We start from the raw sequence: 23,929 nt of genomic DNA, 5'->3' as shown, positions 1-23,929 counted from the left end.
ATTGTTAAAAATAGTTCTTTACAAGTTGAAGAATGTTCTGTAGTCTAAAAGAAAAATAAACAGTAAAAAAAGAGACGGAAAAATAAGTGAATTGGACCTCACCTATTTTTCTGAATCACATACAAACCTATGTGTTCTCGCTCGTCTCGGTAGTTATGTAAGTGGCTGGAAACCACTTATGTGATTGGATAATCAGTTCAGACTGGGAATCTGAACTTATAGGATTATATTACCATTTTTTGACGGGCAACTCAATATATACATGCTTATTTGTCATGCATTTTAACGAAATTATGACGTTCTAAGCCATTGAGAGAACACAAATCGAAAGATTATTTGTGTTCTCTTTTTTGTTTGGAAAGGATCAGCAACCATGGCATATGATTTAGATGTTGTATACTCGACTATTTTACAGAACGGGATTCGTAAATTTAAATTTAAAAATAGCCGCCTTAAACCTATCTCTTACACAGATCAGTCGGGGAGAGGGGCGATTTTTGCGTACCGTTCAAAGGAACACATGATCGAGGGGATTGGACTAGTGATTACTTCAGAAGAAGGGGTGATCGAAAACAATAATCGATTCACTCATTGGACACCAAATGTATTTCGCTATGGAACGTATGCTGATGAAGCCAGAATGTTTACAAAAGGTCATTCGGAGGACAATTTACGCCAAATCAATACTTTCTTTGTTGATTTTGATACATTGGATCCAAACTTTAACTACGGAGAAATTATCTTAGCCAGTCACGAGATCGGCTTTATGCCTACAATGATTTTACGTACACCGCATGGATTTCAAGCTTTCTATGTACTAGACAAGCCTGCATACGTGACGAAGAAATCAAATTTTAAAGTGATCAATGTGGCTAAAATGATCTCAAAAAATCTAAGAAACAAATTTTCAAATGATTATCGGTTTCCTGTTGATGTAAATGCCAATCATTTTGGAATCACACGAATGCCTTCTGAAGAGAATGTTTTATTCTTTGAACCACAGTATCGTTATAGTTTCGAAGAATGGATCGACTGGTCAATGAGAGAAGATGCGGACAAAAAAGCGGAGATCAAGAACGTTTTTGTATTGCCATCTACTCAAGAATTTCGTCAAGTTGATGAACCTTGGTTCCAGCTGTTGCTAAAAAGTCAAAAAATACAAGGTGAAAAGGGCGTATACGGTCGAAATAATGTCATATTCACCTTGTCTTTGGCATACTTTTCGTCAGGATACGAAGTAGAAGCATGTGAATTGACGATGTTAGAATTCAATGACCGCTTGGCTAACCCTTTATCTGATCGAGAATTAACCAGAATCATTCGTTCCGCTTACTCCGGAAAATATCAAGCAGCGCACAGAGAAAAAATTATCCTATTATGCCAAGAGTGGGTCGATGCCAATCTTTCTGAAGAGCAACTATTCAACAAAAAACGAGGTTGGTGGAAATTCAAGAAAGAAAGAGCTATTCGCAAGTATTCACATAGTCATGAATGGGCAGAAGATCTACTGTCCTATTTGAATGAGCAATCCTATGAAGAACAACCATACATTATTTCTACAAAAAAAGAGTTAACTGAACGTTTAAAGATCCCAAAACGTTCCCTGGACAAAGTACTGAAGCAGTTAAGAGAAGAGAACAAAATTCATTTTCGTGTTCGTGCTGGTCGTAATGGAGGTATTATGCTAGCTTCGATACATGGATTGATGCGCTCCGTTATCCGGCTAAAAAAAGAAAGCCGGGGGGCTTATTTCGCTGCGATCTCAGAAGCTTTTGGAAAAGAATACAGGTTTATCCAGACAGCACTGAAACGCTTGATAGAACCCAATAAGATCGGCGTGCAAACAGATCTGTTCATGATCGATACAGGTTAAAATTAAAAGGTGCAAATTGCCTATTACATTATATCTGTAATACGTTCCTTTTTTTCTCCGCCTTGCTTGCTGGTCTTAAGAAAGAGTAGTACTATTATCGCAAACGTAATAATATGGTGGGAGGTCTTTCTGACTATGAGTATCAATACCTTTGTATATCCCTACCCGATCAATGTATTTATTATTTCGCGGCTAGGGATGACAGTAGAGCAATTTTGTGAGTTGCATGGCTATAAGCAGAGTACAGTAGCAAGCTGGGTAACAAGAAACCGTACCGTAAAGACGTTGCCTTGTGATTTTTTATATTGTCTTAGTCTTTCTTCAGGCTGGTCGATGGATGATGTTTATCGTCATTTATTGGTATTGGAGGAGAAGTTCTTAAAGAGTATTAATCCAAAAAAAGAAAAAGAACAAATTAATTAGTTCTGTCTATCATTCTTCGTTGTATTTTAGTTTTTTTACGTGTTTGTTAAGTGATATAGGAAATGTAACTTAATAAATGGAATGGCAACCCTTTTTTTGACAAAAATTATAAAGTGTAAAAATCAGGTGCTTGTTATCTAATCCGATTGTCCTTGACAACGAGCCTCCATGGACGTGAATCAACCGTGGCGAAGCTACAAGCAAATGTATCGGCCACTACGCAACGCTACTACATCAATGCTCATTCTCAAGGATCTGCTCCGCCAATCTCCGATTTCGAATGCTGATTGGTGTCTCATATCCCAAAGAACCGTGTAACCGAAGATAATTCCACCAATTGACGTAATCAAATAATTGCAGTTTGAGTTGATTCAATGTGTCAAATGTGTTCGGATAAACAAATTCTGCTTTGAATGATTTATAGGTTGATTCTGCCACTGCATTATCATAAGGACAACCTTTCTTGCTCAGTGATCGTTCGATGGCAAATGTCTTTAAGATCGTATCAATTAGTTTATTATCAAATTCCTTCCCTCGATCTGTATGGAAGATTTTGACTTCAGTCAAAGGGTGGGAGATAGTTTGAAATGCACGTTTGACCAACGCTGCATCTTTGTTTGGACCACAGGAATGACCAATGATCTCACGATTGAATAAATCAATAATGAAACAAACATAACACCACGTTGTGCCAACTCTTACATAGGTCAGATCCGTGATGATTGCTTCCAAAGGTTCACGGTCAGTGAAGATACGATTCAAGGTGTTGCCAATATCGGAGGGATTTACATTTGATGTATGCTTTCGATAATTCGCCTTTGTATAATTTGATTTCAACCCTCGTCTGTTCATGATTTGACCGATTTTGCGACGACTAACGAAGATATCACGTTTTGCCAGAGCAGCTTTGATTTTCCGCGTACCATAGTTCTTGCGGCTACGATCGAATTCTTCTGTTACGGCCTCTTCGAGCGAAGCTTCATTAGGCTTTTCCTTTGTTTTGTAGTAATACGTCTGACGGGAGATATTTAACAATTTGCACATCGCTGATATGGAGTAGGTATGCTTATTTGCATCGATTACTTGTCTTTTCGTCCGAATATCAGCGCTGCTTGCTTTAAAATATCATTCTCCATCTCAAGTTGTTGGTTTCGTTTGCGTAAGGCTATAAGCTCTTTTTCCGCTGGAGTAAGATTATCGGCTTCTTTGAATGAACCTGTCTGTTTTGCCTGACGGACCCATTTGTCAAAGGACGATGGTGTTAGTTCATATTCTCTGATGATGTCGGCTCTTGGTTTCCCCAAATTTAATAAGTCGACCATTTGTTGTTTAAATTCTTGCGTGTAGGTTCTGCGTTCTCTTCTTTGCGACATGAAATGATTCCTCCAGTGTGTTTTCTTATAGTTTACACACCTTATCTTTTCTCTCTAGTTTATTGTAGCCTATCCAGATTATTTAAATCGTTACTCAGCGTTGTATTTAAGTTAATTAATTTTCTTAAAAAGCTGTCTAAAACTCAATTATCTGATGTCCAGGTTCTGACCCCAAATGACTTAATCACGATAACAATCAAATTAAATGGAAGGATAGTAAATCTGTCCAATGCTTCGGCAGGTCAAAAAACATCTGCAATATTATCTATGATACTGGCATATGGAAACTCTCCACTAGTATTGGATCAGCCAGAAGATGACTTAGATAGTCAGCTGATTAATAAATTAATTGTCAAAAGTATATTGAAACGAAAAGAGAATAGACAAATGATCGTAGTTACGCATAACGCAAATATTCCTGTAAATGGGGATTCCGAGTGGTTAATTTGTATGGGGGACTCAAGAAATGTAAAAGCTGATCTGTGTGGTTCAGTAGATGAGCCAAAAGTGAAAAACAGGATTTGTCGAGTTATGGAAGGTGGAGATGACGCGTTTAAACATCGTGCTACTAGATACGGTTTTAAACAAATAAATTAAAAAATGACTAGTCTATTTTATGGTGTTAATTGGTGTCAATTCTGTCCTGTTCTATCAATTTGTACCAGCAATCAAGTAATCTTAATTTACTGAATTGTTGATATAAAAGGATACCGGAGGATTGAGTATTCTTCAATTTCCTTTTGATAATTTTCAAAACGTTAATTGCTGGAGCCGTTGCGAATTTATTCGCTTACGAATACAGTATGGGACGGAGATTTCTCAGGAAATCGAGTACCATTCATTTAAAACAATCAAGACGTTTCGCAACTTAGTTTGTGAAGCGTCTTTTTTCATTGTTGACACCACTATTGACACCATTCAAGACAGTACCATTTTGAGCTAATTTGCGATAAGCAATCTCACCAACGGGCATTTTTTATGACGTTTGGTGTGTTTACATAAGTTTTTGTAATTGTGGTATCGCTATGTGTGAGAGCTTCTGAAATCTGCTCGAAAGAAATGCCAGACTGTCTAGCTAAAGTTGGGAAATATTGATTTGTTGTAGTTTATTAAATTGCACCTTTTTCCATGTTGTCAGTAGATCAATGATGGAATCAACTACTGGAATGGTTCGAAAGCGATAGGAGTTTTTCATTTCTTTTACATGCTCGCATTTCTCAGTATCTTTATTTTTTACCAATTTATACATGAGGGAAATCAACTTTTATTGAAATTCACATCTGACCAAACTAGTGGATAGATTTCTCCTTTGGCTGCTCCTAATTGATAAATCAAAAAAACGTGTAGTCTTGCACCCCATTAAACATTGCACCAATTACTATCAGTGATGATGTCTTGATTGCGCCAAATGTCGGCGCTTGGACTACGCCTTAGATACTTATTTGCGGCGTGAGCTAAAAGCTGAAGGTGGCACGCCTAGTTATGGGTGATAATTACTGAATTGGGGCTAATAGCTCGATTTACCAAAGGTAACTATTGGCTCTGATGTGGTGATCGGTGCCGGCAGTGTTGTGACTCGCGATAGTCTTGATGGTGTCTTGATTTATGATAATCCTTGTCGGGTGATTCGAAAATTTTATCAGTGGAATCGGGAATACTATTTTAAATCGTCGATTGTAAAATTAAGCTAGACAACTAAAAAGATCATTTGTGCTACACTCAAAATAGTTCCGACCAAAGAATTATTAAGGAGTGAGTACAAATGACCTACACCCATCTTACAACAGACGAACTGGTAATCATAGAGTCTTATTTCAAAAATAATCAATCCGTTGCCAAAACTGCGCAATGCTTAGGACGTGCGCGACAAACGATTCATAACGTGTATCAATTTTTGAAAACTGGTGCTACGATACTGAACTACTATCAACAATACAAAGAAAACAAAAAACGCTGCGGTAGACGCTCGATTGCTTTACCAGAGGAACAAAAAGAATATGTTCAAAAGAGGGTTGTTCAAGGGTGGACACCGGATGTGATTGTCGGCCGCTCGGAAATGAAACTTGATTGTTCAGTCCGTACACTGTATCGAATGTTTCAAACTGGCGCATTTAATGTGCGTGATTTGCCTATGAAAGGCAAACGAAAACCAAATGGACACCAAGAAAAACGTGGGAAACAAGCTTTTCGGCGCAGTATACATGAGCGCATCAAGGAGCATCCAGAATTTGAAAACGAGTTTGGCCATCTTGAAGGAGACACTATTGTCGGTCGAAAACACAAAAGTGCTGTTATTACATTGGTGGAACGTTTGTCAAAAGTGATTATTACATTGAAGCCAGCCGGTAGACAGGCAATGGACATTGAAAATCGAATTAATCATTGGTTTCAAACGGTTCCTAAACATCTGTTTAAATCAATTACGTTTGACTGTGGGAAAGAATTTTCAAATTGGAAAGCTATGGGAAATCAAAATGATATTGATATTTATTTTGCGGATCCAGGCACCCCGTCACAACGCGCTCTAAATGAACATTCAAATGGATTATTACGTCGTGATGGATTAGTTAAAGCCATGGACTTCAATGAACTATCAGAATCATTTATTCAAGCTGTTGCTTCCAAACGAAATCACATCCCTAGAAAATCTCTAAAGTATCAAACACCGATGGAAATATTTTTGAGAAATATAAAACCAGATGATTTGTCTAACTTAATTTGACAAATGAAAAATACAAGAAATATCCTGTTGAGTATTTAGTGGTAAACCCTTGATAAAACAGTCTTTTTATCAAGATGCTAAAATTGTGTAAAAAATAATTTCGCTAAAATGTTGACGTTTTCAAAAAAAGATGATATTATAGTTCTTGTAAATGATAACAAACTAAATGCTAGATGAGTGTAACTGTTCAATCAGGCATCATCAGTAAGGATTTTAGCGTTATGTATAACGCTAAAATCCTTACTGATGATGCCTGATTTTTTTTGACGGGAGGTGCATAAAGAAAATGAAAGTGCTTCAATCATTGAACCAAAATGCTTTACTGGTTCGCTATGAAGGATCCGAGTGTATCGTCGTCGGAAAAGGAATTGGCTTTGGTAAGAAAAAGGGAGATCCAGTAAATGAAGCTCTAGTAAGCAAAGTTTACCAAATGGCGCCGGAGCGCACTGATCTCTTAAACCTTTTAGGTGATATCGATGAAGAAAGTATCCAAATGGCAGAAGAGGTGACAGAACACGCCCAAATGGAACTGGGAAAAGCGTTTACCGGAAACTTTATCTTGTCATTAGCTAGCCATATCCAGTTTTTAGAGGAAAAGTACGCGGGTCAAATAGAGATTTTCCAACCTTTTCACTATGAGTTGAAGTATCTCTATCCGAAAGAGCATCAGGTAGCTGAGTGGTCGGTGAACTACTTGAATAAATCGTATCAATTGAATTTGCCAGAAGCGGAGGTTTCGTTTTTTACGCTACATTTTGTGAATGCTTTGATTGATCAAGGTGAAATGAGCAATGTAGTTGAGCTGAGTGATATTTTAAATGAAATTGCGGAACTGGTGGAACAAGAACTAGGACATCCTTTGAAGCGAGAATCCATCGACTTTTCTCGTTTCATTATCCACCTACGTTACTTTGTCATTCGTAACTTGAACAGCAGTCAACGAAAGAATGAAATCAACGACAAAGAATTCCAGCAATTATACACGCTGGCATTAAGTTTGTATCCTTTTGAAAACCAGTTATTATACAAGATTAAAACGATGCTACAAGAAGACCATCAAATGAATTTTGGTAACTCAGAAGATTTTTATCTTTTATTACATTTAGTCAGAATTGTTAGTGAGGAAGGAGGGAAAGAAAAGTGAGTTTTAAAGAACTGTTTAAACCAGAGTTAATGGCCTTGAACATGCAAGCAACAGACCAAATAGATTTCTTTAGTCAAGTATCAGCTCGGTTATTGGAACAGAATGTTGTCAAAGAAACCTTCAAAGCAGCAATTACTGAACGAGAAAATAATTATCCCACAGGATTGCAATTGGAAAATTTCGCCGTAGCCATTCCTCATACTGATGTGGTTCATGTAAAAGAAGCTTTCGTAGCTGTGAACCGCTTAAGTAACCCCATTGATTTTTATCAAATGGGTACAGATGACGTTGTGGTACCTGTCAAAGATATTTTGGTATTAGGGATTAAAGACCCTAAAAAACAAGTGGGTTTGTTAGCTGAATTGATGGGCGCATTTGCTGATCCATCATTCGTAGAGAAATATGAAAAAGCAACAACTATTGAAGAAATTACAGCACTTATTAATCAATATCTATAAAAAAATTGGAGGAAAAATTATCATGAAAAAAATTATCGTAGCGTGTGGTTCAGGTGTCGCAACATCACAAACAGTAGCTTCAAAGATTACTAAATTATTAAAAGAAAGAAAGGTTCCAGCTGAAGTTGAAGCTGTGGATATCAAATCATTGAAACACCATATTAAAGGTGCCGATGCCTATGTATCGATTGTTAAAACTAAAGAAGAATTCGATATTCCAGTCTTTAACGGAATTGCTTTCTTGACAGGTATGGGTCAAGACCAAGAAATCGAAAAAATCATCAAACTTATTCAGGAGGGCTAATCAAACATGGAAACATTACAAACAGTTATTAATTTCATCTTAAATGACCTAGGCGCAGCAGTTTTCGTGCCAGCTTTGATGTTAATCATCGGCTTGTGTATGAAGATGAAGTTCTCTGAAGCCTTTAGTTCTGCCTTGACCTTAGGGATTGCTTTTACTGGGATGTCTATCTTGATTAACTACATGATGACTTCCATGGGGGATGCCGCTCAGAAATTAGCAGAAAATACTGGCATTAGCTTGCCAGCTGTTGATGGTGGTTGGCCAGGGATGGCTTCCATCTCTTGGGCTTGGCCCTATGCCTTCTTGATGTTTCCGTTAACCATTGGGATTAACATCATCTTGCTGGCTTTGAACCAAACAAAAACATTGAACGTTGATATGTGGAATGTTTGGAACAAAATCTTTACAGCAGTAATGGTTTCTTACATTTCCGGTAGCGCAATTTGGGGCTTTGTAGCTGCTTCTATCCAAATCATTCTTGAATTGAAAGCTGGCGATATCTGGGGACCAGAAGTGGAAAAATTGACAGGGATTCCAGGGGTAACTGTTCCTCACTTTGTTACTTTGATTACGACCATCTTGTTCCCAATCGATGAATTATTGAAAAAAATCCCATTCTTTAACAAACCAATGGATGCTGATTCATTGAAAGAAAAAATTGGGATCTTTGGTGAAAACTCAGTGATGGGTGCCATCATTGGTTTCTTGCTAGGTTTAGCATCAGGATATGGAGTAGCAGGTGCCTTACAACTAGCGGTTCAAGCAGCTACTGCTTTGACCTTGTTCCCAATGGTTTCTAAATTATTCTCACAAGCATTGTCACCAATTTCAGAAGCAATTTCTGATTTCATGAAGAAAAAATTCGAAGGCAAAGAAGTCTTCATCGGTTTAGACTGGCCAATCTTGGCAGGTCGTAATGAATTATGGGTAGCGGTAATTATTACAATCCCAGTGTTGCTAGTAATGGCAATCGTCTTACCAGGTAACCAAGTTTTACCATTTGCCGGTATTATCAATTTATCCTTTGTAATTGGCGCGTTGTTGTTAACTGATGCTAACTTAGGACGGATGATCTTCCACGGTGTCATTTCAGCACCACTATTCTTGTACGGCGCGACTTATTTTGCACCATACATCACTCGTTTAGCTAATGAAACAGGGGCAGCTACTGTTGATAAAGGCAAAATGTTATCATGGAGTACTTTTGAAGGTCCAGACATTCGTTACTTATTCTCAACGGCCTTTTCTGGCAATATCATCAGCATTGTTTTATTAGTAGGTTGGTTAGCATTGTTCTACATCATGTATCAAAATAAGAAAAAATACAATGCAACCATTGGTATGGAAAATGAATAAAACCATTGTCCAACAAAAATTGTTTTGGATCACAGTAATTTTATTCGACATGGGACTATTGATTTATGGATTTTTAGCAAATGACTGGTTTCTAAGTTTATTAGCCTTAGTGCTTGTATTGGTTATCAAGCGATACGGCTATGACCTTTTGTTCAAAAAGTATGATGAAGAATGGGATCAGAAACATCAGGAATATGTAGAAAAAAAGAGGAGATATCAGAAAAATGGCTGACTATAAAGATCACAAAGTAGTGAGAGAACTAGCAGATTTAACTTACACCATGTGGAACATGGGCTGGGATGAAAAAAATGGTGGGAACATCAGCTATATCCTGTTTGACGATGAAGTAAAGGAAATAGATATTGATGAAAACGGACGTTTTTACGAAATGGTCAGTATTCCAGAAAACATGGTGGGCAAGTATATCGTTATCACTGCATCAGGTAGTAACTTCCGTCTAGTTCGTGATGATGTCGAAAGTACAGTCGGTGTCATTCGAGTAGAAGAAAATGGTTATACGATCGTGGCTGGTTTTGCTAATGATAACAAACCAACTAGTGAAATTTACATGCATTTATTGTCACATGGTACACGCTTGAAAGCAGATCCGGAACATCGCGTTATCGTCCATAACCATGCCACTGAAATTTCCGAAATGACCTTCGTTCATGAATTGGACGATACCTCATTTACTCGGACATTGTGGTCGATGATTACTGAATGTATCGTAGTCTTCCCCGATGGCGTTGGCGTTTTACCTTGGATGGTCTGCGGGAATGAAGAAATCGGCTTAGCCACTGCTAAGAAAATGGAAACTTGCCGCATTGTTGTTTGGGCGCACCACGGTATTTTAGCTTCCGGTAGTAGTTTGAACGACGCTTTTGGCTTGATTGAAACAGTCAATAAGGCAGCAAAAATCTACATGGAAACCGTTGACAAACGTATTACCACAGGCATCACTGATGAACAATTGATAGAATTGTGTGCATTCTTTAACATTACACCAAAAGAAGGCATTATTAAAGCATAGCATGATTAAGGTATTGTATAGTAGGAAGTTTTAAGCTTCCTACTATACTACTTTTATTGAACGTATTGTGAGAAATATAACAAGGAGTGTATGAAAATGGCAAACAGAATGATCTTAAACGAAGTATCTTATCATGGTAAAGGAGCCATCGGTGAAGTATCTAATGAATTTAATGCACGTGGTTTCAAGAAAGCTTGCGTCATCACAGACAAAGACTTGATCAAATTTGAAGTAGCGACAAAAGTTATTGAATTATTGGATCAAGCGGGTGTTGATTATGAAGTCTACGATGCCATCGTGCCAAATCCAACTATTCAAAACGTTAAAGACGGCGTGGAATTTGTCAAAAATTCCGGTGCGGACTGCATCATCGCTATTGGTGGCGGTTCACCAATCGATACAGCCAAAGCCATCGGTATCATTGTGACCAACCCAGAATTTACCGATGTACTTAGCCTAGAAGGTGTTGCCGATACGAAAAATCCATGTCTGCCAATTTTGGCGGTACCAACAACTTCCGGAACAGCTGCTGAAGTGACAATTAACTATGTAATTACTGATGAAAATAATCACCGTAAATTTGTCTGTGTTGACCCTCACGATATCCCAATCGTGGCGTTCATTGATAGCGACATGATGATGGGGATGCCTAAAGGACTTTGTGCTGCAACTGGTATGGATGCTATGACCCACGCCATCGAAGGCTACATCACTAAAGGCGCTTGGGAAATGACGGATATGTTGCATATCAAAGCGATTGAAATTGTGGGCCGTTCTTTACGTGATTCTGTCAACGGCGATCAAAAAGGGCGAGAGGATATGGCCTTGGCCCAATATGTGGCTGGTATGGGCTTTTCTAACGTTGGATTAGGTCTAGTTCATGGGATGGCGCATCCGTTGTCTGCTTGGTATAATATTCCTCACGGCGTGGCTTGTGCTTCATTATTGCCAACGATTATGAAATATAACAAAGACTTCACTGGTGAAAAATATCGCGACATTGCCCGCGTTTTAGGTGTTGAGAATGCTGATACTTTGTCAATCGAAGAAGTCCGTGACGCTGCTTGTGCCGCGGTGGATCAATTGAGTAAAGATGTTGGCATTCCGGCAACGATTTCTGAGTTGGGTGTCAAAGCCGAAGATTTAGCGCAAATCGCTGAAGATGCTTTCAAGGATGTTTGTACGCCGGGTAATCCGCGTGATACCAACGTTGATGAGATTGTTGAATTGTATCAGAGTTTGATGTAAGGAAAATAGTATTATAAAACTACAAATCGTCTGTGGATGGTTTGTAGTTTTTTACTTTCATTGAAAAATAAATTAATATGGCGAGTTTTATAATGAACTTAACCAGTTGCTAAAATAAAAAGATGTCATCGCAAAATGTCATGGATTATTGAAATTCTTACATAATCAGTAAGGATGAAATCGCGATGCCGCAAACCGAAAATACCACAGGACCACTCAAAGGAAAACACCTGACTTATAAGGAACTTGTACAATCGAAACACTTCGCTCGTTTGACAAGCCAATGTCTGGGAACAAAATTGCGGATAAACTCGGTTGCGCCGCAAAACAATTTACACAGAAATTAAGGATGGCACCATTCGCCAGATTCGTAAACAAAAGTAAAATGGCAAAGTCTATGAATTTGAATACTACGTCTAACTCACCCAGATAACGTTAAATATCATGGGCAAGAATTAAATACAACGACATACAATCTAGCAAAAATGAACTTGATTTTACATGGGGTAGATGCTGAAGAGATGAATCTCCGCAATGGGGATACGTTGAATAAGGACTGGCCAACAGATGAACCTTACACATTTGATGCAGTAGTAATGAACCCACCTTATTCGGCTAACTGGTCAGCAGATACGACCTTTTTAGATGATTCTCGGTTTAATCGTTATGGAAAATTAGCGCCAAAATCCAAAGCAAATTTTGCGTTTCTTCTTCATGGTTTCTATCATTTGAAGGAAACAGGGACCATGGCTATCGTCTTGCCACACGGAGTTTTATTCCGTGGCGCTGCAGAAGGGGTCATTCGTCAAAAATTATTAGAAGACGGCAGTATTTACGCTGTGATTGGCATGCCTGCGAACTTGTTCTTTGGTACATCGATTCCAACGACGGTGATTGTATTGAAAAAGAACCGCCAAACTCGAGATGTATTATTCATTGACGCTAGTCGAGAATTTGTCAAAGGAAAAAATCAAAATAAATTATCGGAGGAAAATATTCAAAAAGTCCTCGAAACCTACGCTGAAAGAAAAGATGTCGAGAAATACGCTCATTTGGCAACTTTTGATGAAATCAAAGAAAATGACTATAACTTAAATATTCCACGCTATGTAGATACGTTCGAAGAAGAAGAACCAATTGATATGGTTCATGTCGGAAATGACATCAAGAAGATACGACAAGAACAGCAAGTGTTAGAAAAAGAACTTTTAGAAGCGATCTCTTCCCTGCAAACAACACCTGAAAATGAAGCGTGGTTAGAAGGTGCGCTGGAGGTGTTTAAGTATGAGTAAGAATAAACAACCAGAAATTCGGTTTCCTGGATTTACGGAAGATTGGGAACAGCGTAAGGTTTTTGAAATTTCAAAAATTACTTATGGTGGCGGTACCCCTAAGACTAATACAAAAGAATTTTGGAACAGTAATATTCCATGGATTCAAAGTAGCGATTTAGAAATTAACAGATTATTTAATGTTTCTCCTAAAAAGAAAATTACGAATGAAGCTGTTAAAAAATCTGCAACAAAAATTATTCCTGCTAATTCAATTGCGATAGTTACACGAGTGGGGGTTGGTAAATTAGCATTGATGCCTTTTGAGTATGCTACTAGCCAAGATTTTTTATCACTTTCAGAGTTACAAGTAAATTCATATTTTGGAATCTTCTCTTTATATTCTATGCTTCAAAAAGAGCTTAAGAATATACAAGGAACATCTATTAAAGGAATGACTAAGTCAGATTTATTAGAAAAAAAAGCGACCATTCCAAAAAAATATGAAGAACAACAAAAAATCGGTAACTTCTTCAAACAACTAGACGATAAAGGCTGCCCATTTGGTATCGACTTTTGCACCTGGCTCATTGGGATCGCGGTCATAAAAACAAATTGCTCCATTAAGTAACTCAAAGAACAGTTTGGTTAAATCATGGGTTTTTGAAATAATCTTTGCCAAGCTTTGCGCTTTCTCTTTTCGATACCGTAGTTCAAAGCGATTTTTTACTTCTGCTTCTCCTAAAGGAATTCCTCGTCGCTTTCGTTGTTCATAATCCTTCTGATAAAAACAAAAGCGACACTGACTCTTCTTTGAGCCTAAATACAATGTTTCGCCATTTGATTCATTATTTATAATATCCGTACCACCATGGGATTCACTCACTTGAAAAGTGGTCCACACATGGCCTAGTGTTACCTTACGCTTAAGTTCTGGAATGCTGAGACTCCCCACAAAATCATCTAAAGTAAAATCAATTCGTGTAAAATTTCCCTGATAGTCTAATACCTTACGGAAGAACTCTTGCCAATTTGATTTCGCGGTCTTCAAACGCATGGAAAGATGTTTACAGCCTTGACCTGAAAACTCCATCACAGTTCCTTTTACCGTATCGTCAATAGAGTACCGAATCGTGATTACTTGATTCCACACGTACTGCCCGGTATATCCTTTTGGCGCATAATCCAGTTCCTCAAAACGTTCAATGGGCATTTCAATGATCTCTTCAATTAGTTTTATGTTTATTCAATAGATTTTTCTTAAAGTGCAGTTGTTAGGTGTTCGCATTTTATCTGTGGTCGGATAAATGATTACTATAGATTTACGAACGTTTATTCGTATGTTATAATGACTTATGTTTAATAAGTTAAATATTTTATTTGAGTACGAAAAGGAGTTTATAGATGAGTTTTTCATATAAGAAACTATGGAGATTGATAATTGAACATGATATGAACAAAACCCAACTTAGAGAGCAAGTTGGTATTAGCTCCGCAACACTTGCCAAATTAGGCAAGAACGAAAAAGTTAGCTTAGATGCTCTAGAAAAAATATGCAAATCATTGAATTGTGATATCAGTGATATTATTGAATATGTTAGTGAGGAAAAAAATGAAAACTGAACTTAATATAATAGATTTATTTTCAGGTGCTGGGGGTTTGTCTTACGGTTTCGAATTAGCTGGCTTCAATGTTTTGTTAGGCATAGATAATGATGAAACTGCACTTAATACGTTCAAAATGAATCATAAAAATAGTGAAATTTTATGTGGAGATATTACAGAGGTATCTTATATTAAAGATATTAAGCCGATTATTGGAGATAAAAAAATTGATGTGATTGTTGGAGGACCACCTTGTCAAGGAATGTCACTATCTGGTCCTAGAAAATTTGAGGATCCTAGAAATAAGCTTTATCTCTCCTATATTCGTCTTGTAAAGGAAATTAAACCAAAAGCATTTGTGATTGAAAATGTTATTGGAATTGTAAGCCTGTTTAAGGGACAAATCAAAAACCATATTTTAAATGAATTTTCAGAAATGGGATATAATGTTCAATTTAAAATATTATTAGCATCTGATTACGGCGTGCCGCAAAAAAGAAAGAGAGTTATTTTTGTAGGAACTCTTGCTGAGAAAGAGTTCACATACCCGAATCCTGTTGATTATACTATTACTACAGAAATGGCGATTTCTGATTTACCGTCATTAGAAAATGAATTAGGGGATACTGAGATGGACTATCTTACTGCCCCTCAAAACAGCTATCAAAGCTTGATGCGCAAATCTTCTAGAAAAGTCTATAATCATATAGCAGCTAATCACTCAAATAGGATTAAAGAAATTATTTCATTGGTACCAGATGGAGGGAATTATAAAGATCTTCCCGAAGAATTTAGAGAGACGAGAAAATTTAATGTTGCGTGGACTAGATTTCCGAGTAATAAACCTTCACCTACAATTGACACTGGGCATAGACATCATTTTCATTACAAATATAACCGGGTTCCTACAGTGAGAGAGTCTGCCCGTATTCAGTCTTTTCCAGATACTTTCATATTTACTGGTAGTAAAACTCAACAGTTTAAGCAAGTAGGAAATGCCGTTCCGCCGTTAATGGCCAAAGCTATAGCCGAAAAATTAGAAGACTATTTAAGTAATGCAGAATAGAGAATACTATGAAAGGAGATATGTTGATGTACGTGGTACCAAGAGAATATTTTTACCGTCTCCATCATGTTAGACCGAGGTTTAAAAATCAAGTAGAAAATGTTCTGATATTCATGGCAACCAATGTTTCTGACTTAGGAAAGATGAATAAGCTAGATTTTAAAGAAAAGTTAAATGAGATGATCAGATGCTATCCTGGAAACAACGATAAAGAGCTGAAAACAATTAACAACTGGCGTACTGAAATATCATCGCTTTTTGGTTTATTTATTGAAGAAGGAGATTTTACAGAAGCAGGTTTACGGGCTAAAGAGTTAACTGAAGAACAGGATTTGGTTAAATTTTTTAAAACTTTTTTGTTTAATTTTGAATACCCTGGTGGGCACTTAAAGAATCAAGAAATTGTAAAACAATGTCGTGAAGGTATCAAGTTTCAACCAGTTAAGTATATTTTAAAACTATACAAGGTGGCATCTGATTATGAAAGGAAGGATATCTATTTAACTGTTCCTGAGGTGACCCATTGTATATTTAATGATTTAAGATGCACTAGGGATAATCAAGATCCATTAGAAACATGGTTTAGAATTAAAAACAATAGAGAGCAGAATATTGAATATGATAGTAGGGGAGATATTACTCGCTATGCAGGTGATATTCTTGATTATATGGATATAGCAAATTTGATCAAGGCCAGAGGGAAAAAATTTTACATTAATCATATTGAAGATGAAACTATATCAGTTTTTATTAATACAGATAGTTCTTTCTTAGGTTATTCAGAGTTCATTGGAAATTCTTCAACTATTATAGATGATATCAGAAATATTCGTGTATCTTGGTTTAGGTACGTAAATAGAGATATGAAGGCAATAGACTTTACTACTAATGTTTCAGCCTATATTATAGAAGAGGACTATGCTGTTCAAAAGGGTTCCATCTTGAAAGATTTAGATGAACATTTGAATACTGCAAAGGCTGTTTCGACAGCAGTTGTAGGTGGATCAGGAGAGGCATTAATAATTAGTCATGAAAAGCAACAACTTAAGAACGCTGGAAAAGATGCTCTCACACACCTTGTTAATTTCATTCCTACTCCTCTGGGGGTTGGCTTTGATATACAATCTTTTGAAAGAGATAACTCTGAGCTAAGGAAATATATCGAGGTTAAAACAACAATTAGTAGTAGAGCCTTATCATTTAATTCATTTCACATAACGCCTAATGAATGGAGAACTGCAAAATCAGTTAAGGATAGGTATTATATTTATCGACTACAATTGTCTCAAAAAGGAAGTAAATTGTTTATCCTTAATGATCTGTATGGAAAAGTGAAAACAGGAGAAGTTCAATTAATAAAAAGAAGCGATGGATTTGATATTCGATTTTATGATCGTGCAGGATATGAGGAGATGTTAGCTTGAAAAAATTGAAAGTAGCATCACTATTCAGTGGTGGTGGAGGAACAGACATAGGTTTCGAGGGAGGATTTGATTTTTTAGGTAAACATTATGATTCTAACAATGTTGAAATAGTTTATGCTAACGATATCGAGAAAAGTGCGAATATTATGTTTGAAGCGAATTTCGGTATTAAACCAGATGAACGGAATATCAGGGAAGTTAAGTCTTCTGAAATTCCAAATTTTGATATTCTCACGGGGGGATTTCCGTGCCAATCATTTTCAGTAAGTGCGCAAAATCCGAAACGTTTAGGTATCAAAGATGAGCGTGGAACACTGTTTTTCGAAATGGTTAGGATATTGAGAGAGCGTCAGCCAGTTGCATTTGTTGCTGAGAATGTTAAAGGAATTTTATCTGCAAACAATCATGAAGCTTTTCCTTTGATCATTAAAGAGTTTGAAGAAGCTGGATATGTTGTAAATCATAAACTTTGCTTTGCTGCTGATTTTGGGGTCCCACAGAAAAGAGAACGTGTTTTTATTGTGGGAATTCGGGCTGATCAAGGATTTCAATACGAATTTAGCGAAGTACCTATACGCTCTGAACAGGATTATGTGCCTATCTCTAAAATATTGGAAGAAAAGATTGAAGATAAATATTTTTTCAGTGAAAAAGCTGTCCAAGGAATGTTAAAAAGTCGAACAAGTAAAACAATGAATAAGGGACGAGCACAAGATGTCAATAAGCCAAGTAATACTGTAAGTTCACATTTAGCAAAAGTATCATTAAATAGCACCGATCCTGTACTGCTTATAAATGGTAAATACAGACGATACACACCAAGAGAAGTAGCAAGAATTCAATCTTTTCCAGAAGAATACAAGTTAATTGGTTCTGAAGGTGCGCAGTATAAAATGTTAGGAAATGCAATCCCACCAGTTATGATGTGGCATATTGCAAATAAATTATTATACATGTTGAGAAATAAAAACCGGTTTGTTTATGAGTTTCCTATACCCAAAAAATATGAACAAATAAGCTTGTTTGAGGATGATGTCAAAGTTTCTTCTGTTACTTAAAAAGATGAAATTTCATTAAGTATTATGGGTTTTTTTATTTGATATCAATAGTAAAGCCGGTTTAAATTGGATAACAACATGTTGTATTCAACTATCATCTATCTTGGTTCAAATTGGTTCAACTACTGCCTATAGGAATCCTTTTTTATCAATTTGGATGTAGGATGCATACTACTGAAACCTTGATATAAAAGGATTCCTATGGATTGAGATTCATAATTAATACATTTTTCTCTTTTCAAAACTATATTTCCTATTTGATTGATTTACAAGAACAGTTTAACCCTGGACTAGATATGATCGGTTTTGTTCCTTATTTAGTTGATACGGACAGCGCAACGATAAAATCGAACCTGGAAGAATTGTACAAAGAACATAAAGAAGATAATTTGGTTTTCCAAAATATTATTAAGCGAAGTAATAAAGTAAGTACCTGGTCTAAGAACGGCATTACAGAACATAAAGGCTATGACAAAAAAGTTTTATCTATGTATGAGAACGTATTTTTTGAAATGGTTGAGCGAATCATTCAGTTAGAAAATGAAAAAGAATAGAATCACAAATCACAAGTGATTAATCACAAATCACTTGTGATTTGTGATTGTTGATGATAAAATAAGAATAAGAAGAAATAGAAAGAAGTGAGTGATTGTGGGAAATTTAGGCGCACAAAAAGCAAAACGAAATGATACACCAATCAGTGCAAAAAAAGATATTATGGGAGATAAGACGGTTCGTGTTCGTGCTGACTTACACCATATTATAAAAATTGAAACAGCAAAGAATGGCGGAAACGTAAAAGAAGTTATGGATCAAGCCTTAGAAGAATATATACGAAAATATTTACCTGATAAACTTTAAAAAGGAGTGAAAATGAAATGGCAGTTACTTATGAAAAAACGTTTGAAATTGAAATCATTAACGAGTTATCGGCAAGTGTCTATAATCGAGTATTAAATTATGTTTTGAATCATGAATTAAATAAAGACAATTCCCAATTGTTGGAAGTCAATTTATTAAATCAATTAAAGCTTGCGAAACGTGTAAATCTTTTTGATTATTCTTTAGAAGAATTAAAAGCCGTTCATGAGTATTGGCGGGCAATGAATCGGTATTCAAAACAAGTTTTGAAAAAAGAGAAAGTGGCTTAATATGGCAAATATAGTCAATTTTACTGATAGGCAATTTGAGAATCGCTTGAGAGATAACATAGAGGAATTGGTTCAAGGTAAAAAAGCGGTTGAATCGCCAACCGCTTTTTTACGGCTCTTTGTCAATAAGGACTGATGAGTTGTGTAAAATCAAATCTGGGTCAGAATGAACCACATTCTGGCTCAGATTTTTTGTTATCTTACATTGATTAATTGATTGATCAAAAAGATTCTAATTCTCATGTTCTCGAATGATTTAAATCCGTAGGATACTCGTTTCATTGTCTTTATGTGGGTATTCTTCGCTTCTATTTTTCCATTGGAATAAGGATAGATCATTGCGTTGGTGATACCTTCTTCATAGGTCAGAAGGTTTTGAAGCTTCTCCTGAAAGCCGTCATCTAACGTTTCGGGAAGTTCTGCCAATAAGGAGAAAAATAAGTCAGGGTCTTTGTCTCGAAAGGCTTCGACTAATTCATGAAAAAAGGGATACGCCTCCTTTAGGGGCGCAGAAAACTCAAGCAATCGATCAATCATCATTGCTTCAGTGAGAAATGGGTATTTTGGTGCTCGGAAACTTTTCCATGTTTTGTACTCATAATGGTTGATGCTTGCACGATTTTTTAGCAAAAAGCGCCAGTTCTTTTTCAGTTTTTCTGCCTGGCTTTTCTGTCCTGCTTTACGAAGTTCATTCATTTCACGGATACGCAACTCATTGAACGCTTGATTCATGTGTTTGACAATATGAAACCGATCAATCACTATTTTCGCATTTGGCAGAACACGTTTGGTGAGCTGGAAGTAGGCGGCGTTCATGTCTGTCACCAAGAATTCTACTTCTTCTGGATTGGTACAACCTAAGAAATAGCTTGTTAATCGGGGTAATTTACGCGTAGGCAAAACATCAATTAATTTTCCTGTTTCGCCATCTGCACAAATAAAGCTCATCTTATCTTCTATGGAAGCATGCGAACGAAATTCATCAACCATCAATACTCTTGGGAGAATCTTCTTAGATTGCTTTGGTAAATAGCTTTTAAACTCTTTCAATGTACGAATAACGGTGGTCAAAGATACCTGACAGCTTTTCGCAATAAAAGATAAAGATACTTTTTCAGTCAGTAAAGAAACAATTTTATATCTAACATGATTTGCGATTGAATGTCTGGGTTGGACAAAATAACTTTGAGCCGTCCAATGGGTTCGGCAGTTTTTACAGGTATAACGCTGCTTTTTTAGGCGCATAACCAAAGGCATATGAATGTATTGTTCAAAACGGACAATCGTTTCTTTTTTTCCATTTTTCACTATAATTGCTTTCCCGTTTCCATCTACCACAGTAGAACCACAACTTCTACAAGCACGAGGAGTAGGCGAGAGAACAGCATCGACGACCAACGTCTTTTTCTTCTGAAGGGTCTCGTAAGAGACCTCTGTAATCATCAAATCTTTCTCTATTATTCTCAGCATTTTTTTGATAGAATCATTCATATAGCATATCGTCCTCTCAGTTGTTTATTTTGTGGTGATTTAATCATACTAGAGAACGATATGTTTTTTAATACCTAAAATGAAAATGGGGCTGAAGAATCAATTCTGATTCATCAGTCCCATAAATTATAGAGCCTTTTTTACTTGGTGGGCAACCAGGATCAGGAAAAACCAGTTTACGATCGGCGATTTATGAAGAAACACAAGGAAATGTCATTGTCATTGATAATGATACATTCAAACAACAACACCCTAATTTTGATGAATTAGTGAAACTTTATGAAAAAGACGTAGTAAAGCATGTTACGCCTTATTCTAATCGCATGACAGAAGCACTTATTAGTCGTTTAAGCGACCAAGGCTATAATTTAGTGATTGAAGGTACAGGACGAACAACAGACGTTCCTATTCAGACCGCAACAATGCTTCAATCAAAAGGCTATGAAACGAAAATGTACGTTATGGCAGTACCAAAGATTGAATCGTATTTAGGCACAATTGAACGATACGAAACAATGTTTTCAGATGATCCACTGACAGCCAGGGCAACACCAAAACAAGCCCATGATATTGTTGTCAAAAATTTACCAATCAATTTAGATAAGCTTCATAAGACGGGCTTATTTAGCGATATAAGGCTTTATAATCGAAGTGGTGTAAAACTCTATTCAAGTTCAGAAACGCCTTCTATCAGCCCAAAAGAGACCTTAGAAAGAGAATTAAATCGTAAATTGTCAGGCAAAGAGATTCAACCGACTTTGGAACGAGTAGAGCAAAAAATGATTCAAAATAAACACCAAGAAGCCCCCGAATTTAAAGCGATACAACAAAAATTGGAAAGTTTGCAGCCACCTACACCACCAATACCCAAAACACCTAAACTTCCAGGGATTTAAACCTTAAAAAAGGAAAAGAGTAGTTACCAAAAAACGGTAACTACTCTTTTTTTATAAAAACATTTCCTCATGTTTTAAAAGCTGATCGAGAAATAAAGCACACAACAGCATTCTTTCTTTTTTCAGTTGGTACATTTTGCAGTCTGTAACGTGTCATTTACTGTTTGTTACCTTAACATATCCAGTCGAAAACACAAGGGTATATAAACGAGCAAGCTCGCCCTTGTGTTTTCTTTGTGTCTATGTTGCGTACTCGTCACAGCAAACGAAACGAACACACTAGCGAAAATGAACCACCTAAACGAAAAAAGAAAGGAGCAAGATATGTAGAACACTCACAGCTTTTACCATTCGAGGAAAACAGCTTCACTTCCTCAAACGCCTAACAAAAATGGTTGTCAAAAAGCCAAAAATCAAAAAGAAAAGGAATGACAAAGATGAAATACATTAAAAACGTTGAAACATTGGAAGAATTGAAAAAAGCCTACAAAAAGTTAGCTTTGAAGTTACACCCCGATTGTGGCGGGAATGAAGAAGAAATGAAAATTTTGAACAATGAATATGACGAACTGTTTAGCAAACTTAAAAACACTCATAAGAATAAAGAAGGTGAAACTTACACCAAAGAAACAACAGAAACACCCGAACAGTTTAAGGATATTATTAATAAATTGTTCAATCTAAAAATGGACGGCGTAGCAATCGAAGTAGTAGGAACATTTATATGGCTAACAGGTAATACAAAACCTTATAAGGACGACATAAAAGCCCTAGAATTTCGTTATTCACCAAAAAAATACGCATGGTATAAAGCACCAAGCGATTATAAAAAACGTAGTCGAAAAAATTATGATATGGACACAATAAGGGGAATGTATGGAAGCCAAAAAATTAAAGAAGAAAAAGAAGAAAAAAAATACTTACAAGCCAATTAAGGCTTGTAAGTTTATCAGAAAGGAAGAAACCATTATGTTTTATAAAATAAGAATAATTGAAACTTTGGAAAAGGAATTTGAAATTGAAGCAAAGAACGAAAAAGAAGCCTTAGAAAAAATACAAATAGCTTATGATAATGAAGAAATTATACTTTATCCTGAAGATTTAGACCATAAAGAAATGAAAATTGTCGGTTATAAAGATACCTTTATTGAAGAATATGAAACATTAAAACGTGCATTTTATGATTATGACACATCTTATATTTTATTAAGATATGGTTGTTTAGATAAAGCAGAAAAAAGGTTAATAGAGCTTGAAATGATAGTTAGTGTCGATAAATTTATGAATGAATAATCTCTAAAAAAAGGAAGATTATCTATAACTAATCTTCCTTTTTTTAAATTTTATTGGCTTGTTTGCCTTTATATACTCAGAAAAAATTTTTAAAAATTCTTCCGTTTCTTCTACATTTAAATAGTCAATTTCAAAATACTTTTCTAACAAAGCACCCTTTTCAATTAGACGCTTTGTTCTTCTTTTTCTGTTAATATTTTGCTCGCTATTCGCTCGCAAAATATTTTTTTGAATTTTTAGTTTTTCTATTCTTTTGTTGATGTCATTTAAATCATTATTTACCATAACTATTTAAGTAATTCAGAAAAATTTTGACTATTCGCATTTAATACAGTTTCTAATTCGTCATAGAATAATTCTTTGTTTTCTTCAATCGATTCAATAGAAATATCATTTTTTGAAAGAGTAGAAAGGACAAAATCACCAATATCTGCTTTAGACTTTAGAATTAATTCTTCTTTTTTCTTTTGTAATTCTTTAATTTGAAGTTCAATATCAGAAACAGTTTTCTTCTTTCTTTTTTTTGGCTTCGTTTTAGAATTAAAATTACCATTAATTGCATTAATATTTTGATCTTGACTTTCCATGAAATACGCCTCCTAATATATTGTGTAACTCTATCATATTATATTATTTTTCTAAAATCAATAATTATAAATGTAAATGTCATATTAAACATATTTACTTTTATAATGATAAGTGGTAAAATTAATTTGTCAAGTATTCCCTTAGATGATTT

26 protein-coding genes and 4 pseudogenes are annotated in these 23,929 nt (G+C 35.9%); 24 read left to right on the top strand and 6 right to left on the bottom strand.

Features of this window, described 5'->3' with window-relative positions:
- Positions 1-373: 373 nt before the first annotated feature.
- The gene (locus IGI73_RS16355; protein ID WP_438759308.1) at positions 374-1,873 is read left to right on the top strand and encodes a primase C-terminal domain-containing protein; all 1,500 of its coding nucleotides are present in this window, start codon (positions 374-376) and stop codon (positions 1,871-1,873) included.
- A 135-nt stretch (positions 1,874-2,008) separates the two neighbouring features.
- Entirely contained in the window at positions 2,009-2,296 is a 288-nt protein-coding gene (locus tag IGI73_RS16350; protein WP_349702343.1) for a type III secretion system protein PrgN, read from the top strand.
- A 234-nt stretch (positions 2,297-2,530) separates the two neighbouring features.
- Here IGI73_RS16350 and IGI73_RS16345 read toward each other — a convergent pair.
- A protein-coding gene (locus IGI73_RS16345) for an IS3 family transposase (RefSeq protein WP_438759307.1) occupies positions 2,531-3,669 on the bottom strand; the annotation gives its coding sequence in 2 pieces (ribosomal slippage) (positions 2,531-3,390 and positions 3,390-3,669; 1,140 coding nt in all).
- Positions 3,670-3,672: 3 nt separating this feature from the next.
- Here IGI73_RS16345 and IGI73_RS16340 point away from each other — a divergent pair.
- Positions 3,673-4,266, top strand: coding sequence for an AAA family ATPase (locus IGI73_RS16340; protein WP_438759306.1), 594 nt, complete (start codon positions 3,673-3,675; stop codon positions 4,264-4,266).
- A 222-nt stretch (positions 4,267-4,488) separates the two neighbouring features.
- On the opposite strand, the pseudogene IGI73_RS16335 reads toward IGI73_RS16340, so the two are convergent.
- Positions 4,489-4,751, bottom strand: a pseudogene (locus tag IGI73_RS16335) (hypothetical protein); the annotation flags it as partial.
- A gap of 680 nt (positions 4,752-5,431) precedes the next feature.
- On the opposite strand from IGI73_RS16335, the gene IGI73_RS16330 reads away from it, so the two are divergent.
- The 10 genes and pseudogenes from IGI73_RS16330 (at position 5,432) to IGI73_RS16285 (ending at position 13,837) form a co-directional block, all read left to right on the top strand.
- Positions 5,432-6,391 (top strand): IS30 family transposase, encoded by a 960-nt coding sequence (locus IGI73_RS16330; RefSeq protein ID WP_438759305.1) that lies wholly within the window; start codon positions 5,432-5,434, stop codon positions 6,389-6,391.
- A gap of 286 nt (positions 6,392-6,677) precedes the next feature.
- Positions 6,678-7,535 carry a PRD domain-containing protein gene (locus IGI73_RS16325; RefSeq protein ID WP_438759304.1) on the top strand — a complete coding sequence of 286 codons (858 nt, stop codon included), beginning with the start codon at positions 6,678-6,680 and terminating at the stop codon, positions 7,533-7,535.
- On the top strand, positions 7,532-7,993 hold the full coding sequence (locus IGI73_RS16320; RefSeq protein ID WP_438759303.1) for a PTS sugar transporter subunit IIA: 462 nt from the start codon (positions 7,532-7,534) through the stop codon (positions 7,991-7,993). Before IGI73_RS16325 ends, IGI73_RS16320 begins: the two co-directional genes overlap by 4 nt.
- A gap of 22 nt (positions 7,994-8,015) precedes the next feature.
- A complete protein-coding gene (locus tag IGI73_RS16315) occupies positions 8,016-8,297 on the top strand; it encodes a PTS sugar transporter subunit IIB (protein ID WP_081131165.1) in 282 nt (93 codons plus the stop codon).
- A 6-nt stretch (positions 8,298-8,303) separates the two neighbouring features.
- On the top strand, positions 8,304-9,656 hold the full coding sequence (locus tag IGI73_RS16310) for a PTS galactitol transporter subunit IIC (protein WP_081131164.1): 1,353 nt from the start codon (positions 8,304-8,306) through the stop codon (positions 9,654-9,656).
- Entirely contained in the window at positions 9,649-9,888 is a 240-nt protein-coding gene (locus IGI73_RS16305) for a hypothetical protein (RefSeq protein ID WP_103300542.1), read from the top strand. Before IGI73_RS16310 ends, IGI73_RS16305 begins: the two co-directional genes overlap by 8 nt.
- Positions 9,881-10,687 (top strand): rhamnulose-1-phosphate aldolase, encoded by an 807-nt coding sequence (gene rhaD, locus IGI73_RS16300; protein ID WP_103300512.1) that lies wholly within the window; start codon positions 9,881-9,883, stop codon positions 10,685-10,687. Before IGI73_RS16305 ends, rhaD begins: the two co-directional genes overlap by 8 nt.
- Positions 10,688-10,783: 96 nt before the next feature.
- A complete protein-coding gene (gene fucO / locus IGI73_RS16295; protein WP_081131161.1) occupies positions 10,784-11,935 on the top strand; it encodes a lactaldehyde reductase in 1,152 nt (383 codons plus the stop codon).
- A 416-nt stretch (positions 11,936-12,351) separates the two neighbouring features.
- Positions 12,352-13,227: pseudogene (locus IGI73_RS16290) on the top strand (type I restriction-modification system subunit M); the annotation flags it as partial.
- Complete coding sequence (locus IGI73_RS16285) at positions 13,220-13,837, top strand: restriction endonuclease subunit S (protein WP_438759302.1); 618 nt, start codon at positions 13,220-13,222, stop codon at positions 13,835-13,837. The pseudogene IGI73_RS16290 and the gene IGI73_RS16285, both read left to right, overlap by 8 nt.
- Here IGI73_RS16285 and IGI73_RS16280 read toward each other — a convergent pair.
- Positions 13,748-14,437, bottom strand: a complete 690-nt coding sequence (locus IGI73_RS16280) for a replication initiation factor domain-containing protein (RefSeq protein ID WP_438759317.1) — start codon at positions 14,435-14,437, stop codon at positions 13,748-13,750. The two genes, IGI73_RS16285 and IGI73_RS16280, sit on opposite strands and share 90 nt — an antisense overlap.
- 173 nt (positions 14,438-14,610) lie before the next feature.
- On the opposite strand from IGI73_RS16280, the gene IGI73_RS16275 reads away from it, so the two are divergent.
- From IGI73_RS16275 to IGI73_RS16240, 8 genes and pseudogenes are all read left to right on the top strand, one after another.
- A complete protein-coding gene (locus IGI73_RS16275; protein ID WP_113836768.1) occupies positions 14,611-14,829 on the top strand; it encodes a helix-turn-helix domain-containing protein in 219 nt (72 codons plus the stop codon).
- Positions 14,819-15,877: a DNA cytosine methyltransferase gene (locus IGI73_RS16270; protein WP_113836769.1), complete on the top strand. Its 1,059-nt coding sequence runs from the start codon at positions 14,819-14,821 to the stop codon at positions 15,875-15,877. Before IGI73_RS16275 ends, IGI73_RS16270 begins: the two co-directional genes overlap by 11 nt.
- A 26-nt stretch (positions 15,878-15,903) precedes the next feature.
- Positions 15,904-17,301 (top strand): protein NO VEIN domain-containing protein, encoded by a 1,398-nt coding sequence (locus tag IGI73_RS16265; protein WP_425637127.1) that lies wholly within the window; start codon positions 15,904-15,906, stop codon positions 17,299-17,301.
- The gene (dcm, locus tag IGI73_RS16260; RefSeq protein ID WP_113836770.1) at positions 17,298-18,359 is read left to right on the top strand and encodes a DNA (cytosine-5-)-methyltransferase; all 1,062 of its coding nucleotides are present in this window, start codon (positions 17,298-17,300) and stop codon (positions 18,357-18,359) included. The genes IGI73_RS16265 and dcm overlap by 4 nt, the downstream gene beginning before the upstream one ends.
- A gap of 233 nt (positions 18,360-18,592) precedes the next feature.
- Positions 18,593-18,913: pseudogene (locus tag IGI73_RS16255) on the top strand (ParA family protein); the annotation flags it as partial.
- Positions 18,914-19,004: 91 nt separating this feature from the next.
- Complete coding sequence (locus IGI73_RS16250) at positions 19,005-19,220, top strand: peptide-binding protein (protein WP_001835296.1); 216 nt, start codon at positions 19,005-19,007, stop codon at positions 19,218-19,220.
- A gap of 17 nt (positions 19,221-19,237) precedes the next feature.
- Positions 19,238-19,510 (top strand): antitoxin, encoded by a 273-nt coding sequence (locus IGI73_RS16245; protein ID WP_438759301.1) that lies wholly within the window; start codon positions 19,238-19,240, stop codon positions 19,508-19,510.
- Between the two features lies 1 nt (position 19,511).
- Positions 19,512-19,622, top strand: a pseudogene (locus tag IGI73_RS16240) (zeta toxin family protein); the annotation flags it as partial.
- An 83-nt stretch (positions 19,623-19,705) separates the two neighbouring features.
- Here IGI73_RS16240 and IGI73_RS16235 read toward each other — a convergent pair.
- Positions 19,706-21,001: an ISL3 family transposase gene (locus tag IGI73_RS16235; protein ID WP_438759300.1), complete on the bottom strand. Its 1,296-nt coding sequence runs from the start codon at positions 20,999-21,001 to the stop codon at positions 19,706-19,708.
- Positions 21,002-21,126: 125 nt separating this feature from the next.
- On the opposite strand from IGI73_RS16235, the gene IGI73_RS16230 reads away from it, so the two are divergent.
- The 3 genes from IGI73_RS16230 (at position 21,127) to IGI73_RS16220 (ending at position 23,190) form a co-directional block, all read left to right on the top strand.
- Positions 21,127-21,897 (top strand): zeta toxin family protein, encoded by a 771-nt coding sequence (locus tag IGI73_RS16230; RefSeq protein WP_438759316.1) that lies wholly within the window; start codon positions 21,127-21,129, stop codon positions 21,895-21,897.
- Positions 21,898-22,334: 437 nt separating this feature from the next.
- A complete protein-coding gene (locus IGI73_RS16225) occupies positions 22,335-22,832 on the top strand; it encodes a DnaJ domain-containing protein (protein ID WP_010713926.1) in 498 nt (165 codons plus the stop codon).
- Positions 22,774-23,190, top strand: a complete 417-nt coding sequence (locus tag IGI73_RS16220; protein ID WP_025192327.1) for a DpnD/PcfM family protein — start codon at positions 22,774-22,776, stop codon at positions 23,188-23,190. The genes IGI73_RS16225 and IGI73_RS16220 overlap by 59 nt, the downstream gene beginning before the upstream one ends.
- 18 nt (positions 23,191-23,208) lie before the next feature.
- On the opposite strand, the gene IGI73_RS16215 is transcribed toward IGI73_RS16220, so the two are convergent.
- On the bottom strand, positions 23,209-23,475 hold the full coding sequence (locus IGI73_RS16215) for a hypothetical protein (RefSeq protein WP_438759299.1): 267 nt from the start codon (positions 23,473-23,475) through the stop codon (positions 23,209-23,211).
- 2 nt (positions 23,476-23,477) lie between these two features.
- Positions 23,478-23,777: a hypothetical protein gene (locus IGI73_RS16210; protein ID WP_208787322.1), complete on the bottom strand. Its 300-nt coding sequence runs from the start codon at positions 23,775-23,777 to the stop codon at positions 23,478-23,480.
- Positions 23,778-23,929 lie beyond the last annotated feature (152 nt).

This window comes from Enterococcus sp. DIV0755f, from assembly GCF_051713725.1.
Classification (GTDB): Bacteria; Bacillota; Bacilli; order Lactobacillales; family Enterococcaceae; genus Enterococcus_D; species Enterococcus_D casseliflavus.
The sequence above is the reverse complement of the archived record's forward strand: the minus strand, read 5'-3'. Positions and strand labels throughout refer to the sequence as shown.